This is a genomic window from Pedobacter sp. AK017 (assembly GCF_014200825.1).
Lineage (GTDB): Bacteria > Bacteroidota > Bacteroidia > Sphingobacteriales > Sphingobacteriaceae > Pedobacter > Pedobacter heparinus.
In genome coordinates, this window is the sequence record NZ_JACHCW010000016.1 from 1 (window position 1) to 16,688 (window position 16,688).

Genomic DNA, 16,688 nt, shown 5'->3' on the forward strand with positions numbered 1-16,688 from the left:
GGCTTTTTGAAGCCACTTAAACCACTGCTGAACATAGGTTATAAGCTGTTTAACAAGGGCATTACGCCTATGAACGCCGCCACTTCTTATCACCTGAAGAATGCGGTTACGGGTACCAGTGCGCTGAACTATGCCATTGATTATACCAAGGTAATGATCAGTGAAGGCAATTTGCCTGTAGCCGATGATCCTGAGGTGAACGTTACGGTTGCCAATCAGCTGAACTTTAGCTGGGTTGACGATTCGGACCCGGAAAGTACCAACGATACGGATATGCTTACTGTACTGGCCATTAACCCCACAAAAGGGAATTATACCAAAAAGGTTAATGCTGTACCAAGATCGGCCCAAGCTTATGTGCTTCCGGTACCAGGGTATAGTGGTGACGAGGTGCAGGTGTATCTGTTTTTTGTAAGTGCTGATGGTAAGCAGGTGAGCGATAGTGTATATGTAGGGGAGTTTATAGTGCTTTAATTTAAAGGGGCGGTGCGTGGCACCGCCCTTGATTTACTTTAAAAAGAGAAAATTATATTATGAACGAAGAAGAGATAATTAAAGGATCAATTTTTCATTTGATGAATTTTATGATCATGGAGCTATTGCGACATGGCTTTTTACTCGCTATGCGAGATGAGTTAAAGGATTTAAAAGGGCTGGTAAGGGTAGAAGATGAATACTGGCTTGCTGAACCCAGTGAATATGTGTGTATAACAGATGAAATTGAGCTGTTAAGGCAGGTGAAAGATCCGCTGGTTAAGCTGATCATGAGCTCTGTTGATAAAATATCCCGATATAAGGATACCTATTTAATGGTAAACAACCTTGACAGTATGGAAATAATATGTAACGATGAATTTAATGAAGCAGCTGGAAGCATTTATTACGCCTATACTTATGAAATGGATTGTGATGGCAGCTATAATAGTATTTACGTTAACGTGTTAAGTTATTATTGGTGCATGGAGCTGATTTTGTTTTATGGGGTAACGCAATTTATGCTGAATAAGGAAGAAGTATATGAAGAGGTAGATAAAAACTATGAGCATTACCATACTACAAAAGGGTTTGAAACATTAACGGACAACAAAAATGCCTTGTTGTTGCTTGATCTGATGGCTGAATTAAACAAAGACGGGTACTACATTGGCGAATGTGATTTGAAAACAACTAAAAAAAACGAAGATGGGAAGATATAAGAATGGAATAAACGGGCCTGTTAGCGGCAAAATTGGAAACGTGGTGGGGAGCACCTGGCGGGGCATAGCTGTGTTAAAAAGCCTGGCAGAACCCAGTACGAAAGCGCCATCAGAAAAACAGCTAAACCAGCGCTTTGTATTTGCAATGGTAAACGCCTGGTTAAAACCCCTGAGAGACCTGATATGGATTGGTTTCCAGATTTTCACTGGCACAAAAACGCCTATGAACGGAGCTGTGTCATTATTACTGAAAGAAGCAGTAACAGGTAACAGCAGGGAAAACTATGCCATAGATTTTGCAAATGTAATACTGAGCAGGGGAGAGTTGCTGATATCGCTGATTAAACAGGTACTGGTATTGATAGACAGCGTGCTGCAGATTAAGTGGGAAAATCCATCGGCCTCCGTTTTTTGCAAAGCAAGTGATAAAGCGACTGTGGTGGTGTACAATAATGCAAAGCAAAAGTTTGTGATATTTAAGGATGTGGCAAAACGGGCTGATGAGCAAGTGGACCTGCAGCTACCCGCGAATTTTGCAGGGGACAGGGTATATGCCTGGATGCATTATGTAAATGTGAAAGGAGATGCGGTGAGTACAAGCGTTTATGTTGGCGAATATTTGATGTAGAGCAGTTGAGGCATTGTAGATAATTTTACGTGAGCAGCTTTTTCAGTTTTTTATTTTTGTTTTGTAAGCCAGTAATAAATACTTTAGGAATTTCTTTCAGGGTGAAAGGGATGTTCACCGCAAATGACCTGATCAGTAAAATGAATGAATATTTGAAGTTAAGTTCACGTATTAAATTGTGTTTGGCAAATTCAACAAGGCCAATCATATACCTTTGCTCCAGGGTTTTTCTTTCAAATGGGGTAAGCAGCTTATCAAATTTAATGATTTTTGCTTTTGCATCTGCAATGTACAAAAACTCGACCACCTCACTCCATTTTCTACCATCATAAACGTTGATCTCATCAATCCTTTTATGCCATAATTTAGTTAAGGTAAAAGCGGCCCTGCATTCTTTGGTTAGTATCATTTCGAGGTACAAACACCAATCGTCGCCAATATTCATATTTTCATCCCAGCCGGATACTATAGAAGACTTGAGCATGACGAGTGATGAAGATGGTGATGGGCATGATTTAATGTATAACTCCCTAACTTCTTTGTAGTTTAGATCTATCCAACCGTCTTTTTCTTTATATAAATAGGGTGCCAGAAAAGGATCATTATTAAGAAAATCCCAGGTGTCGCCAGCCCTTGTATCCTGATCCCAATTGGCAAATACGAAATCGAGTTGATCTTTTTCCAGCTTTTCCACGCAGTTTTTCAGAAAGTCTGTATACCAGATGTCGTCAGAATCTAATGAAGCTATAATTGAACCTTTTGCATGCTTTAAACCCAAGTTTCTTGCTGAAGCCTGACCGCCATTTTCTTTATAATAATATTCTACCTGCGGGTATTTTTTAACAAGTTCTGCAGTTTGATCGACAGAACCATCGTCAACAATTATAATCTGAATATTCTTATACGATTGATTTAGCGCACTCTCTATAGCATTAGGAAGTTTCTTTTCTCTGTTAAAAGTTGGAATTATTATGGTAACTAAACTGCCAGACATCATTATAGGTATGTGAGTAGATCTAAACGGATTCAAAAATAGGAAATTGACCAATAGAATAAGTAAATGGATAAAATTAATTTTGAAAAATAAATTAACCGGATTTCTATAAATATCAGATTAATTATGGAAGTTTTAGCATTCTATTCATCTATATTTGTTATCAAACGCCTGGATGCTAACAATGAAACAATATTTGTCTGAAAAAATTAAAAAAATAAAAACAAATCTTAATATAGGGCGTACGCTGGATCTTGTATGGTCTGTAGCAAAAGGCTGGACCGCACTGGTGATACTGATGATCTTAATTGAAACCATTTTTATGCTGGGTTCACTGTATTCATTAAAACTTTTGGTTGATGCTGTTTCTAAATTAGACCTGAGCAGCCCCGAAGGCAGGGCCGTCATTATAAAGTATGTATCCATTGCTGCAGCCATAGGTGTTTCCTATAATATCATAAAGGCATTTTCAGCTTATATAGGAGAAGTTCAGGCCGCCAGGGTTTCAGAGCATATAGATGACAGGATACATGATGTAGCAGCAAATTTAGATTTGTCATTTTATGAAAGCCCGGAGTATTTTGACGTACTTAAAAGGGCCAGAGAAGCCGGATCCTATCGCCCAAACCAGGTGATTTTATCTATCCTCGATATCATTAAGAACATTTTGAGCCTTATGGGAGTTGCACTCATCCTGATTACCATTAACTGGATGTTACTTCCTATGCTGGCACTTTTCGTTTTTCCAACGTTAATGGTAAGGATATATTTTTCTAACAAGCAAAATGTACTGCGCATTAAGCAAACACCGATTGAGCGAAAAACAGCCTATTTAAGTACATTGATAACTTCAGATACGAGTGCCAAAGAAATAAGAAGTTACGATTTAGGCGGGTATTTTAAAACCCAGTACTTTCAGATCAGAATGCACCTGTTAAAGGAAAAATTAAAAATAAGCTATAAGCGTACCGTAGGTGAGGCCGTTACTTCCGGATTGGCAAATGCCGGATTTTTTATCAGTATGGCTTATGTGATGTTAAGCGTTAGCAAGGGTTCGCTGGGTGACATTACCTTATTACTTGTTATCTTTCCTCAAACGTTTAATTTACTCCAAAGTATCGCCTCAGGTATTTCAATATTATACCAGAACAATGTTTTTGTAACCAGCATATTTGATTTGTTTGATCTAAAAAAGCATACGCATGTACCTCAGACAATAAAACAGGTGCCCGAAAAAGAAAAGCTTGACCTTGAACTGAAGCATGTACACTTTACCTATCCCAACAGCAATAAACCTACTTTAACTGATATCAATTTAAAAATTCCTTCCGGAAAAATAATTGCTGTTGTAGGTCTGAATGGGTCGGGCAAAACAACTTTAATAAAACTTCTTTGCCGTTTGTATAAGCCAAGTGCGGGAACAATCATGTTGGGTGGAGAGGATATACAAAATTTTGTAGCGACCGATTTTAACAAACAAATTGGCACCGTATTTCAGGATTTTTGTAAATATAATTTTACAGCCGCAGATAACATTCGTTTTGGAGATATTAACAGAGCGGTTCATCGTGAGGAAGACCTTATCAATGCAGCGAAGAATTCCGGGGCTGATGATTACATCAAAGATTTTGAGGAAGGGTATGATACCATGATGGGCAAAGTATTTGAGAACGGACATGAAATTAGTATTGGCCAGTGGCAAAAACTGGCAACGGCAAGAGCACTATACAGTTCATCCAGGTTCTTAATTTTAGATGAAGCAACAAGTGCATTGGATGCGGTTGCAGAAAAGGAGCTTTTTGATTCCTTCAGACAGCATATCGGAAATCGTGCTGCACTAGTAATCAGCCATAGACATTCTGCAGTTAAACACGCCGATTACATCTATGTACTTTCAAATGGAAAGATACTACAGGAAGGAACTGATCAGGAGCTACTGGCAATAGAAGGTGATTATGCAAGGTTATTTAAAAAAACAGATTCAGAAGTATAATTAAATGAATTCAGAAAATACAGGAAAATATTTGGGAAATGTGGCTATCATATCATCTTGTTATGAGGATTGGGGTGGAAGTGAAGAATTGTGGGGCAGGAGTGTACCTTTTTTATTGGCAAAAGGATATCGGGTCACTGTTTATAAAAGTAAAATTAACAGGGCACATAAAGAATTTATAAAACTTGCAAACCAGGGTGTTTTATTTGAAGAATTTGATAAGCACAAACCTTTTTTTAGCCGTAACATCACAAAATTGTTTAATAAAGTAGTGACGAAGATCTGGTCAGAAGATAATCCATTCTCTTTTGTGAACAACCCATGGGTAAACTACCTGACCAAATTGTTAAAGAAAAACAACCATGTATTTGCCATAGTTTCCCAGGGAATAAATTTTGATGGATTGGGCTTTAGCTATGCATGCTATTCTTTAAATATTCCATACTCCTTAGTATGTCAAAAGGCAGTCGATTTTTACTGGCCGGCAAAATCGGACCGTAATTTAATGACTAAACTATTAAAGCATGCTAAAGCCTGTTATTTTGTATCTAAACACAACAAGATATTAACTGAGGAACAATTTGGTACAAGGTTAACCAATGGTCATGTTATATTTAACCCTTTAAAAATCGGCAAAATTCAACCGTATCCACATACTAAAAATGGGTTCAGACTTGCCTGTATCGGTCGTCTTTTTATTTTAGACAAGGGCCAGGATATCCTGATCCGGATTTTGAGTAAGAAAAAATGGAAGGACAGAGCCATTACGATCACATTTGTGGGTTCGGGAATTGACGATATAGGTTTAAAAGAAATGGCTGCGCTGCTGGATGTGCAGAACATTTCTTTTGCCGGACAGGTGCAGGACATTGACCTTTTGTGGCAGGATTATCACGCTTTAATACTCCCTTCAAGAAGTGAAGGACTGCCGCTTTCAATGGTTGAGGCCATGGCTGCCGGCAGGATCGTTATTGTTTCAAATGCTGGAGGAAATACAGAGCTTATGGAAGAAAACATCACCGGATTTAGTGGTTATCCTTACGAAAATGCTTTTGAAGAGGCGATGGAAAGGGCTTGGAGCAAACGGCAGGATTGGGAAGTTATGGGAAAAGAGGCAGCCCGGCAAATAGCAGCAGTAGTACCTGCAATGCCAGAAAAAGATTTTGTTGATCATGTAATTGAAAATATAACTTCTAAATACTGATCCTGATAACAATAAGTTCATAAAATGAAATTAGCTCAATTAACACGTTCACAGGAATGGTGGGACCATAAAACCCCGCAGGTTTTGTCTTTTGCTTATGCAACCGCTTTGCTTACAAAGGTCTCATTATATGAATTGTTATTTCCCGCTTTTTTCATCATTTTAATTGGTTTTATTTTGGTGGCCATATATGCCGGAATAATTAATGACCTTACTGATCTGGAAATTGATATAGCCTGCGGAAAATCAAACATGATGTTGCGGCTTAAACCGGTTACTCGATGGCTTTTAACCTTATCTTCATTGATGTTGGTTTTAATGGTGACCTATTTCATTTATCCTGATATTTATGCTGTTAGTTTTTATTTGTGTATTGCTATTGCTATAAGTTCATATTCATTTCCTCCAGTTAGATTAAAAAATAGAGGCTTTTGGGGGGTAATTGCCTGTGCTGCGGCCGAGCACTTGTTTCCAACGTTGTTCTCGATTGCGATTGTAGCTCATTTTTCGGGATGGGTTCTTGATTTTACCTGGCTTACGGCAGCTGGTATTGTAGCTTTTTGTCATGGCCTAAGAAGTATTTTATGGCACCAGTTTTTAGACAGGGAAAATGACCTTAAATCTGGTATAAAAACTTATGTAAGTACCATTAACCCTGATTCTTTTAAATTGAAATCATTAATAATTTTTGCCGTAGAAATAATGGCCTTAATTACTATATTATTTAAATTGGGTTTTGGTTTTCCATTGGTATTCCTATTGATCTATTTGATCTTTATCTTTATCCGTCAAAAGGTGTTCAAATCAGAAATAATCATCATAGTATCTAAAAAAGACACCCATTTTCAAATGTTGATGCTGGATTATTACGCACTGTTTTTTCCCTTATCGCTGCTGGTATATGCCTCATATACTCAAGCTTATGGATGGGTGGTTTTGATAGCTCATCTTTTACTTTTTCATAAAATTGCCCTCAATGTTTGTATGGATGCCTACCATATTTGTAAATCGATATACAAAAAAATAATAAATTAAATAGGATTTCCAAAATACATCAGTTCCCAAATGGAGTTGCTGTTTTCAAAACGTTCCTTAACTAGTTCTTTATCATATACCTGTAATATGGAATTACCTGTAATTCTGAAGTAAGCCCCATTAAACCCAGTAGCTGTTTTTATAAGTTCCCGCTTAAATTTTTCATAAATTAAATAAGTTTGCATTATATCCCTTGTCCGGCTTAAATGAAGATCAAGCTTTAAATCCCCCTCTTCATAAGTAAACAACACATCATTGCTGATAGGTTTATTCCCAGTCTCGGCAATTACCGGATAACTCCTGTAAACTTTCAGGTATTCCGCATGATCTGCGATCTTTATCCCATCTTTTGAAACATAAACCATATTGATGGGATTGTGGCCAAATGCTTTGGCTGGAATAATATGGAACATGATGATTGTGTAGGGACCAAATTCAGATCTGGACCAATACCAATGATTAACAAGTTTGTGCAAGCTTTTATTTCCCCAGTTATGATCATGGTAACAGGTGCCTTTTACATTAACCGTTTTACCTGGTATCCGGTAACTGACAGTTGAACGCCCTTTAGGTACTGCAACAAACCAGGAAAGATGAAAACCTTTATCTCCAAAATTTAAATGGCCTGTTTCGGGACGCCAGCTTTCTTCTTCATTAGAAAATTCAACATCAAAACTAAAATCATGGTCTTCAAGGTGAATCTGGTAAGTTTTTAAATCACCTTTAAAATAGCATTTTCCAATGGTCACATCGCACTGTTCCTTCGAAGCACTAAAATCTTCAGAAGGCAGGTAACGCTCAAACCTGGTACCATCTGCATAATCAATATTTAATGTCGCATAAGCTTTTAAAGACTTGTTTACTTCGGTCATTGCCTTGGTATAAAATACAATAACCACTTTCGACCCATCCTCTAAATGTGTATCAAAATACCACCACTCATAGCTTCCTTTCCCACCATCGGTACGCATCCCATCTTCCCATTTTTCTGGTCTGTCGGGTTTAACATTTAAAATAGTATAATCTTCCAGGCTTTTAGCCAGATATGCAGTTTGTTGCTTCCTGTTTAAAGCTTTCTTTTTTAAGGTTTTGAAAGAAGAAAGGAAGTGTCTTTTAATTTTGCTCAAAATGTCTGCAAGATAAGTGAGGCCTTTGGCCAATAATTGTGAAAATGGAATTTCTACAGTAACATGAAGTATCCATGCAACAATCATGATTAAAAATAAGAGGCCAATCAACAACAGATCAGGTTGTATTTTATCGCTAAAATACCAGTACACATAAAAAAAATAAATATGAAACAGATAAAAAGGATAAGCTATCTGACCCAAAACCTCTGTCACTACAGTACTTTTAATATTTAGTTTATTGATTGATATTAAATGGAATAAAAAATAAATGAAAGTAATAACTACACACATTATCCAGGGGTTAACAAGCCCCGGTTTATCAAAAAACAAATCCACATCATGTGCCAGTATCCTGCCAATGTTTAACAGGCATATATAAGTTATGCCCAGCAAGGTATACAATTTCCAGGGTTTATCATATTTAATCCGTATCAGATAAAATAGCATTCCGGCCACATAAGGTATTATAAATACCTGCACAGATTTTTCTAAACTTAATCCATACGACAAGCAATAAACCAGTAAGGCGGCAATGATGATTAAAATCCTGTTCCATAACCTAAAAGCAATAATAAGTCCTATAAAGGCATAGAAAATGAGCTCAGCAAGTAGTGTATGATAAATGGGATTGATCATCTCATACTTAAAGACAGAAGGCATCATTGTCAGATTAACCAGAAAAGTTTTAAAAGAAGATTGCGATAAATAGGTGTGTTCCGAAACCAGTCTTGGTAAAAGAAATGCTACTATACAGCTTACCCAAAATAGGGGATAAATCCTGGATAATCTGGTTATAAAGAATACTCTTAAATCTTTTTTTATCGAGGTCATTGTAACCACATAACCGCTTACCGAGAAAAAGATTAGCAGCGCTGTGTCCCCATATTTAATTACTGGGTTGTATTTTAAATTGGCAGGAACTATTTGATAGATGTAATTAAATGAATCGGCATAATGGGCGAAATAAACATACAATACGGCTATGAAACGTAATAAATCAAGTGTGCCCGACCTTTTTGATGATTTTAAAATAGTTTCTGTCATTTTAGAAAGTAATAGTTACACTTGTCCAGTCATATTTCGGATTATACCAGCTCAAAGTATTTATTAAGGGTAATATCAACTTTCTAATCAAGTAATGCATAAATATTTTGCTATTTAAAATTATTTAGGGTTTCAACAACATAATAAATGTCTTCATGGGTATGGGCAAAAGAACAAGGTAAACTCAATGTTGTATGGTGGATTTCTGATGAGAGCGGATAATTTAAGTGGCGCATAAACTTTAAAGCTTCTTGTTTATGGGGAGCAACCGGATAATGTATCTCGGTTCCAATACCATTATCAAGTAAATATTTTTTTAGACGGTCCCTTTCTGGATGCCTGATGTTATATATATGATAAATGTTATCAAAATCTTTATTTATTACAGGCTTAATAAATTTATTGTTTAAATTCTTTTGATATATCTCTGCAAGTGCCTTCTTATATAAATTGATTTTAGTGAGATAGGGTAGCTTAACCCTTAAAAAGGCTGCCTGAATTTCATCTAACCTGGAATTATATCCTATTACAGCATTGTGATATTTCTCTGAAGATCCATAGTTTCTAAGTTGTTTAAGCATCAGATAATGTTCTTCAGATTTACATATAACAGCACCCGCGTCGCCTAAAGCACCAAGATTTTTAGTAGGGTAAAAACTAAAAGCAGCAAAGTCCCCAAAAGTTCCTGCCAGTTTTCCTTTATATGCTGCGCCATGCGCCTGCGCACAATCTTCTATTATTTTGAGTTTTTTATGCTGTCCAATTGAAATTATTGGTTCCATATCACAGCATTGTCCATATAAATGAACTACCATTATGGCTACTGTTCTTTCCGTAATGGCGCCTGCTATTTTCTTCGGGTCAATGTTATAAGTATGGATATCTGGTTCAACAAAAACCGGCACCAGGTCACAATGTAAAATTGCAAGTATGGTTGCGATATAAGTATTTGAGGGGACAATAACTTCATCTCCTTTTTTAAAGTCACAGCATTTTAAAGCAAGAATCAGTGCATCCAGTCCGTTGGCAACACCAACTACATATTTTTCATTATGGAAATTACCAAATTCTTTTTCAAATGAAGCAACTTCTCCGCCTAAAATATACCAGCCCTTACTTAAGAAATCTGAAAATTTTTGTTTTAATAATTCCTCAAACGGCTTATTAAGTGTTTTTAAATTTTCGTATGGTATGGATTGGCTCATGCAAGAATGGAGTTAGTTTACAAGTATGTCAAATTGGTAACACCAATTGTGTAAAGGATATACTTGTTTAAGAATAGTTGCTGTTTGTGTTATACCCTGTGAATCGCGGACATTTCCTCTGGGACCATACCTGTAACCGCTTTTTTCTTTAATGCCATTTACTGCATATCTTATTTTACACCCGGAAGGAGATTTTTTACAATAAAGCATTACTTTGTTGTTTTGTAAGCTCACCTTGTTCAAAATGTTGGTATTTGTTGAATCTATAACGCTGAAACCATAATTGGCAGCTTTTAATACAGCATTGGTATCGAGCACTAAAGGAGGACTGGGTACGTTAAATGTTATTTCTGCTGTATTGCCTGATATCCTGAACTTTTCAGGGGTTAGCCCTTTTCCACCAGGTTGCGATTCAAGCAATCTTACTACTGACAATCCTGCCAGGTAGCCTAAACGTTTTTGCGAAAGGCCATCAAGGTGTACACGTTCTCCTCCGGCAAAAGAATAGGGATAAGTAGGGCCACTGGCCATAAAAAACGAATTATCTCTGATCAACTCCAGCTGTGCTTGAGGAACCGAGGTTTCTCTGCTTTTAAAGTCATTTGCTTTAAAATCCTTAGATAAGGTCAGGCAATTGGTCTGATAAGCAATACAAATTACATTACGCCGTTGTTTGGTAATCGCTTTTATGTCTTTGTTTAGGTCTGTCTGAAATTGTTCGAGGTCCTTTTTATAATTGGTGGATTTTTTCCACACAATGTCATCTTCACCCTGCATCCAGCAAAAAGCAGGAACTACAAAATTCCAGCCCTTATCCTGGGCTGTTTCATAAGCTTCTTTTATCTCGTCTAAAAATTTTATGTATGCCTCGCTTCCTTTATCCAAATCAACAATGCTGGTAGCACCCCGTCCACCTGGAAAAGTACAGATCAACACGCTATCCTGATACCCTTTTTTGTCTAAATAGTTCACCACAACTTCCGACATGCCATATATGGAAAGCTCAAAAGCACGACGTCTGTCGTGCAATAGTTTTTTCATCCATTGTTTGAAATGGGTATCTGAAAGGTATCCAAACTTATCGTCGAGGTTTTCTGTGAGTACATGATGATGCGTCTGTTTATTTAATGAGTCAAAATCAGTTATTCTGATGGCTTCTTCACCTAGTGCCAGACTCTGGCCATACACGGGTATGGCCAGTACTGTTTTTTTTTGCTGAGATTTTTTAAAACATCCGACCAGTGATAGAATTGTTAAAAAGAAGCATAACCAATGCAGTTGTTTCATTTCCTTTTGATATATCGTTTTAATTCTGAACCTATTATAGAGGAATATAACTTGGCTCCGGCATCATTGAGATGACCAAAATCATGAAAATATTGGAGGTGTCCGGTAATACCTTCCAGATAATAGTGATTTAGGAAGGGGATGTTGTTTTTACTTGCAATATGGGATGGAATGTCAAATAAATTTGTTTTTTCTGTCGCATACATTGGAGAAAATAAAAAGATCAGATTGATGTTTTTTTTCTTGCATTTGTCTATAAAAGCCTGGAGGTATTGCACTTTTTCCTGATCTACAGCAAACGGAAACTTTTCTGGTTTAGGTGCTCCGTAGGAGATATCCAGTTGGCCATTTAATTGTTTATATCCTTTGTCTGCCGCAAAAGAGCGTTCAGACAGGTTACCTGCAAGTATATTTGCAAACTGACTGTTATACCTGTACAAATGGGAAACCTCACTTTTATAATATACACCGGCTTTTTTTAACAACTCATCACAGTCGTGGCTGTAATGGATAAAAGGACTCAGAATACCAACTGTGCCTATATCTGAAAAAGGGGTTTTAAGGTAATCTGCCGGGTGTATTTCGAGGCATATTGTTTCGGGAGTATATCGCTCAAGTATATTGGAAAGTAAGGCATACTGAAAATAAATATTACGCATACCCCATAAACCAGCATTGTAAACACCAGTTTGTAATGAATCACCGATAATAGAGGGAATATAATGATGATGGCACCTTGAACTGCCCATAAATATAACAGGATCAGTCATTCGGGAGGTAACGGAGTTTATTTTATATTCATCTGTAGTCGTAGTTGTATTATAAAAGAAACGGATAACATAAGATAGGGCTCTGTCTGCTACTAAAGTAATGGCTATAATGATCAGCAGTCTTGTTAGAAATTTTTTCATCCTGGCTAAAATTTAAAATAGATGAACTGGTTTCCGTCAAGTACACCAAAAAACAGAATTAAAACTATATACGCAGCTACGGTCAGTTCGTAACGGTACCGATGAAAAACCCCTGTAGAGAAAGCCTGTTTATCCGGAAAAAATTCATCACGAAAGTCTTTACAAAACAAAATAATCATACAAAGAATTCCATTTATCAATGATTTAAAATCAACAAACAGACTTCCCCAGTTGCCAGCTATCTTATATAGGATCATCCCAACTTCATTAAGACTGGCAGACCTGAACAAAATAAGTCCGAGGGCAACCAACAGAAAGGTGCCCAGCATCTTTAGGCTGCTACTGAATACTGGTAAACCATAGCTGTTCTTTTTTAGTTTACTCTTCTTAAAAAAAGCTCCTGAGAGCATTAATGGAATATATAACAGACCATGATACAAACCAAACAAGGCAAAGGTCCATGCAGATCCATGCCAAAGACCAATCAGCACAAAGGTAATGATGATGGCGAAAATAGAGCCCCATTTTTCCATATTCCTGAAGCGTATGTTTAATGGCATAAATACATAATCTGTAAGCCAGCCGGTTAGCGAGATGTGCCATTTTCGCCAGTATTCAGCTATATTTTGAGAGAAGAAAGGTCTTTTGAAGTTTTCGGTGATTTTAATTCCCAACAGGCAACCGACACCAATGGCCATTTCAGAGTAGCCGGCAAAATCAGCATACATCTGGATTGGATAAAGCAGGGAAGCAAAAGCAAGGGAGGTTCCGTTATGGTGCAAGGCATTGTCAAAAATAGCATCCACATAAATGGCTAACCTATCGGCTACACACATTTTCATAAACATTCCCCAAAATATCCGCTTCAGTCCGATTGATGCCAGTTCATAATCAAAAATACGTGCCTTTGTCAGCTGCGTCAGAAAAGGTTTCGGACGGTCAATAGGGCCAGAAAGAATGGTAGGAAAAAAAGAAATGTAAGTTGCAAAATCTACAAAATCCTTACTTGGCTCTATGTGCCCACGGTGCACTTCAATGACATAGCTGATCAGCTTAAAAGTAAAAAAACTAATGCCCAATGGCATCAAGATGTTAAAGGTACTCCAATGTGTTTGAAGTCCGATTGCATTAAAAAAATCACTAAAAGATTGTATAAAGAAATTCAGATATTTAAAGTACAAAAGCAAGCCCAGACCCAGCAACACACCTACGGTAGTTAGTATAGATGCTTTTTTTTCGTTGGTCTTGTTATAATTTCCAATGGAAAGCCCAATGCCATAAAAAACAATGGTAGCCGTAAGCAGTAACGGAATCATTTTCCATTCTGCAAAACCGTAAAAAAAATAGCTGGCCAGCAGCAACCATACATTCTGTGCTTTGCCTTTGCCTTTCAATAGAAAGTAGTATACAAAAAAGATAACTACGAAAAATATCAGAAAATTGATTGAATTTACGACCATCGTTAATCTTTATTTACCAGTTCTATAAACCCTATTTCTTTTTTATACAGATAACAGATCAGTTTATTGTCCAATGCAATAGCTTCAACAGGACGGAAAAGCGGGATATAACCTTGTTCATCCACCAATTTATCAAATGCTTCGTTAATGTCATCAACTTCGTAGCAGACATGGTAGGGGGCTACACCACTTTTTTTCAAAATTTTATTTACTGAAGATACTTCACTAACAGGCTCTATCAGTTCTATACGAGGGAAACCATCTTTTGTCAGAAAACAGATATAAACGCCCTGAATTTCGTCTTCTATTCTGGACGTTGCCTGATAACCAGCCTTCAAGTAAAGTGCCGCGGTATGCTCAATGCTATCTGTTACATAGCCAATGTGATGAAATCTGAAATTACTGAGCATCTTTTACTTGCTGGCTATACATTCAATCATTTCAGACACGTTTGCCCAGGAAAGAATTTCTTTGGACGTGAATTTTATTTTAAATTCCTTTTCAATAGCCACAATCAGTTGAATGTGCGAAAGGGAGTCCCAATCCTCCACATCATCAGCAGTAGTCTGAGGGCTTAGTACTATATCATCATTATCGAGTACGTCACGGAAAATCTCCTGTACTTTAGCTAAAATTTCATTGTGTTCCATTCTTTGTTCTTATTATTTATTAGTGATATAACATTCTTTGTTTTGATAGGTATTTACGTCAAGTTCAAATTGCATGGTTTCTTTTGCGGCCAGTTTATTGAACCCCAGCTTGGGATAATGCGCTTCTACCATTTGATTCTTAGCTGTTGGCAGATACTCACCAACAATCCGTTTAAAGCCATTATCTTTAGCATAACCTACAATGGTATTTAGCGTAAAATTCTCCATGCCGCGTTTAAGCACCCTGCAGCTCATTAACCAGGACTCTATAAATAGTGTTTCGTTATCAAGCTTCTTTAAAATGATGACACAGATAAGTCCGTTGTCGCCAAATTTATCTGAAAGGGTAAAAGAGAAATTTACATATTCATCATCTTTACCCAGGGCCTCAATTTCAGCTTCTGTGTAACGGACAGTACGCAGATTAAACTGGTTGCTACGTTGTGTGAGTTGCGCTACACGCACGGTGTTCAAAGAATCGAATCCTTTTACATCTGAAAGCATATCTAAGGATTTTAAAAAATCAGCTTCATTGGTAAAACTTTTTAAAAGTGAAACACGTTGATTTTCAACCTGATATTGCAAGGTTCGGTCGGCATCTGCATTAGAATAGGACGCGGTTTCAAAAAGATTTAACGAATATAGATATTCTAAATATCCACCCGGATCTTCCGGGAGTTCGGGTACTGTAATTTCGGGTACATTTTCCCGTACCATATTCCGTTCAAAAGGGTTGTCATCAAGAAATACCATAGAATCGAATCCAATATTGAGAATTCCCTGGATCATCCTTATATTATCTGCTTTATTGTCCCAGTTGGCTACAAAAACAGCAATGTCTTCCATTTTTAGTACCATCTCTGGATTCTTCTCAAAGGGCGCCTTTGCCTTGTCTTCGTCATTTTTGCTGCAAACTGCAATGATGACGCCCCGGTTTTTTAGTTTTTTGACCCATTGCTGAAATTCGGAAAAGGCTACACCTATACCTAAACCATGTCCAACCTGAATATTTTCCCAACCATCATCACCAACTATGCCTCCCCAGGTAGTATTGTCCAGGTCAAGGATCAGGCACTTTTTAAATTTCCCTTCTATAGCACTTATGATATCCAGCGTTCTGGAAGCTACATAGGGCAGAACATCCAGGCTGAGTACCATTTCTGTACTTACGTATATATTGCTATCGAACATGACATCACGTCCGAATTTATTTTGTAATCCGGCGATGTCGCAGATAAACAGGTTTGGATTTTCCTGTGCCAGGTTCATCAACTCAAAATTAAGCTTGCGTACCTGGTATGTAAATGAAGAGGGTACCTTATTGGCATAACTACCAAAAACGGTATCTTCTATTTCCGGATAGTTATAATAGATAATACGTCCTTTAACCGAATTGCATAATGTGCGGACAAAATCTAGCCGATCTTCTGCAAGGTTTACTTGTGCTGAGGGGGACATGATACTATATTTTTCCAATAATTTGTGTGTAGTTTGAAAAACAATGGTATAGTCGGCACCAAATTCATGTAAGTCTGAAGTGGGATCCATTACCTGGCGTTCAACCTGATTGAACTCGGCCTCAAATAAATCGATATTATAGTTTCTTTCGTATCCCATTCCTTTAACGGATACAGCTAAAAACTGTGTAGCAACATCACCTAAGAGCGCTACTTTTTTGACAGGAAGGGTAGGGTATTCTTTCTTTAAATTGCGTTTAAGTTCCTTAAAGGTTATCATATTATTTTTTAACACTGTATAAAATGATCACAGCAAACATTCGTTGTTACGTTAATTACAGTAACCAAACCTAATAATTTTTTTTGGAAAATAGCCATTTTTCTAAAACGAAAAGGAATGCCAAATTTTATTTCTGAACAGTCTACATCGTCTCCCTAATTATCCCAGAATTTAATTGTAAAATGGTTAATTTTTATTTGAATGAGATGTAGAA

Annotated in this window: 15 protein-coding genes; 6 read left to right on the forward strand and 9 right to left on the reverse strand. The window is 37.1% G+C overall.

Annotated features, from left to right (window positions below):
* The 3 genes from HDC92_RS19795 to HDC92_RS19805 all read left to right on the forward strand — a co-directional run.
* A partial coding sequence (locus tag HDC92_RS19795; RefSeq protein WP_183876790.1) for a DUF6266 family protein occupies positions 1 to 474 on the forward strand: 474 nt, incomplete at its 5' end.
* 59 nt (positions 475 to 533) lie between these two features.
* A complete protein-coding gene (locus tag HDC92_RS19800; RefSeq protein ID WP_183876791.1) occupies positions 534 to 1,196 on the forward strand; it encodes a hypothetical protein in 663 nt (220 codons plus the stop codon).
* Positions 1,183 to 1,824, forward strand: coding sequence for a DUF6266 family protein (locus HDC92_RS19805; protein WP_183876792.1), 642 nt, complete (start codon positions 1,183 to 1,185; stop codon positions 1,822 to 1,824). The genes HDC92_RS19800 and HDC92_RS19805 overlap by 14 nt, the downstream gene beginning before the upstream one ends.
* A gap of 25 nt (positions 1,825 to 1,849) precedes the next feature.
* Here HDC92_RS19805 and HDC92_RS19810 read toward each other — a convergent pair whose 3' ends face one another.
* A complete protein-coding gene (locus tag HDC92_RS19810) occupies positions 1,850 to 2,821 on the reverse strand; it encodes a glycosyltransferase family 2 protein (RefSeq protein WP_183876793.1) in 972 nt (323 codons plus the stop codon).
* A gap of 181 nt (positions 2,822 to 3,002) precedes the next feature.
* On the opposite strand from HDC92_RS19810, the gene HDC92_RS19815 reads away from it, so the two are divergent.
* The 3 genes from HDC92_RS19815 to HDC92_RS19825 are packed head-to-tail and all read left to right on the forward strand — an operon-like array spanning position 3,003 to position 7,050.
* Positions 3,003 to 4,811: an ABC transporter ATP-binding protein gene (locus tag HDC92_RS19815; protein WP_183876794.1), complete on the forward strand. Its 1,809-nt coding sequence runs from the start codon at positions 3,003 to 3,005 to the stop codon at positions 4,809 to 4,811.
* A gap of 4 nt (positions 4,812 to 4,815) precedes the next feature.
* Positions 4,816 to 6,015, forward strand: a complete 1,200-nt coding sequence (locus tag HDC92_RS19820) for a glycosyltransferase family 4 protein (protein WP_183876795.1) — start codon at positions 4,816 to 4,818, stop codon at positions 6,013 to 6,015.
* A gap of 24 nt (positions 6,016 to 6,039) precedes the next feature.
* A complete protein-coding gene (locus tag HDC92_RS19825; RefSeq protein WP_183876796.1) occupies positions 6,040 to 7,050 on the forward strand; it encodes a UbiA family prenyltransferase in 1,011 nt (336 codons plus the stop codon).
* Here HDC92_RS19825 and HDC92_RS19830 read toward each other — a convergent pair.
* From HDC92_RS19830 to HDC92_RS19865, 8 genes are all read right to left on the reverse strand, one after another.
* Positions 7,047 to 9,224 carry an acyltransferase family protein gene (locus tag HDC92_RS19830; protein ID WP_183876797.1) on the reverse strand — a complete coding sequence of 726 codons (2,178 nt, stop codon included), beginning with the start codon at positions 9,222 to 9,224 and terminating at the stop codon, positions 7,047 to 7,049. The two genes, HDC92_RS19825 and HDC92_RS19830, sit on opposite strands and share 4 nt — an antisense overlap.
* A 110-nt stretch (positions 9,225 to 9,334) precedes the next feature.
* On the reverse strand, positions 9,335 to 10,429 hold the full coding sequence (locus tag HDC92_RS19835; protein WP_183876798.1) for a DegT/DnrJ/EryC1/StrS family aminotransferase: 1,095 nt from the start codon (positions 10,427 to 10,429) through the stop codon (positions 9,335 to 9,337).
* 12 nt (positions 10,430 to 10,441) lie between these two features.
* On the reverse strand, positions 10,442 to 11,716 hold the full coding sequence (locus HDC92_RS19840) for a sialate O-acetylesterase (protein WP_183876799.1): 1,275 nt from the start codon (positions 11,714 to 11,716) through the stop codon (positions 10,442 to 10,444).
* Complete coding sequence (locus tag HDC92_RS19845; RefSeq protein WP_183876800.1) at positions 11,713 to 12,627, reverse strand: hypothetical protein; 915 nt, start codon at positions 12,625 to 12,627, stop codon at positions 11,713 to 11,715. Before HDC92_RS19845 ends, HDC92_RS19840 begins: the two co-directional genes overlap by 4 nt.
* Before the next feature lie 5 nt (positions 12,628 to 12,632).
* Positions 12,633 to 14,087, reverse strand: coding sequence for an MBOAT family O-acyltransferase (locus HDC92_RS19850; RefSeq protein ID WP_183876801.1), 1,455 nt, complete (start codon positions 14,085 to 14,087; stop codon positions 12,633 to 12,635).
* Between the two features lie 2 nt (positions 14,088 to 14,089).
* Complete coding sequence (locus HDC92_RS19855) at positions 14,090 to 14,497, reverse strand: VOC family protein (RefSeq protein ID WP_183876802.1); 408 nt, start codon at positions 14,495 to 14,497, stop codon at positions 14,090 to 14,092.
* A 3-nt stretch (positions 14,498 to 14,500) separates the two neighbouring features.
* Entirely contained in the window at positions 14,501 to 14,737 is a 237-nt protein-coding gene (locus HDC92_RS19860; protein WP_183876803.1) for an acyl carrier protein, read from the reverse strand.
* Between the two features lie 12 nt (positions 14,738 to 14,749).
* Entirely contained in the window at positions 14,750 to 16,474 is a 1,725-nt protein-coding gene (locus HDC92_RS19865) for an HAD-IIIC family phosphatase (RefSeq protein ID WP_183876804.1), read from the reverse strand.
* Positions 16,475 to 16,688 lie beyond the last annotated feature (214 nt).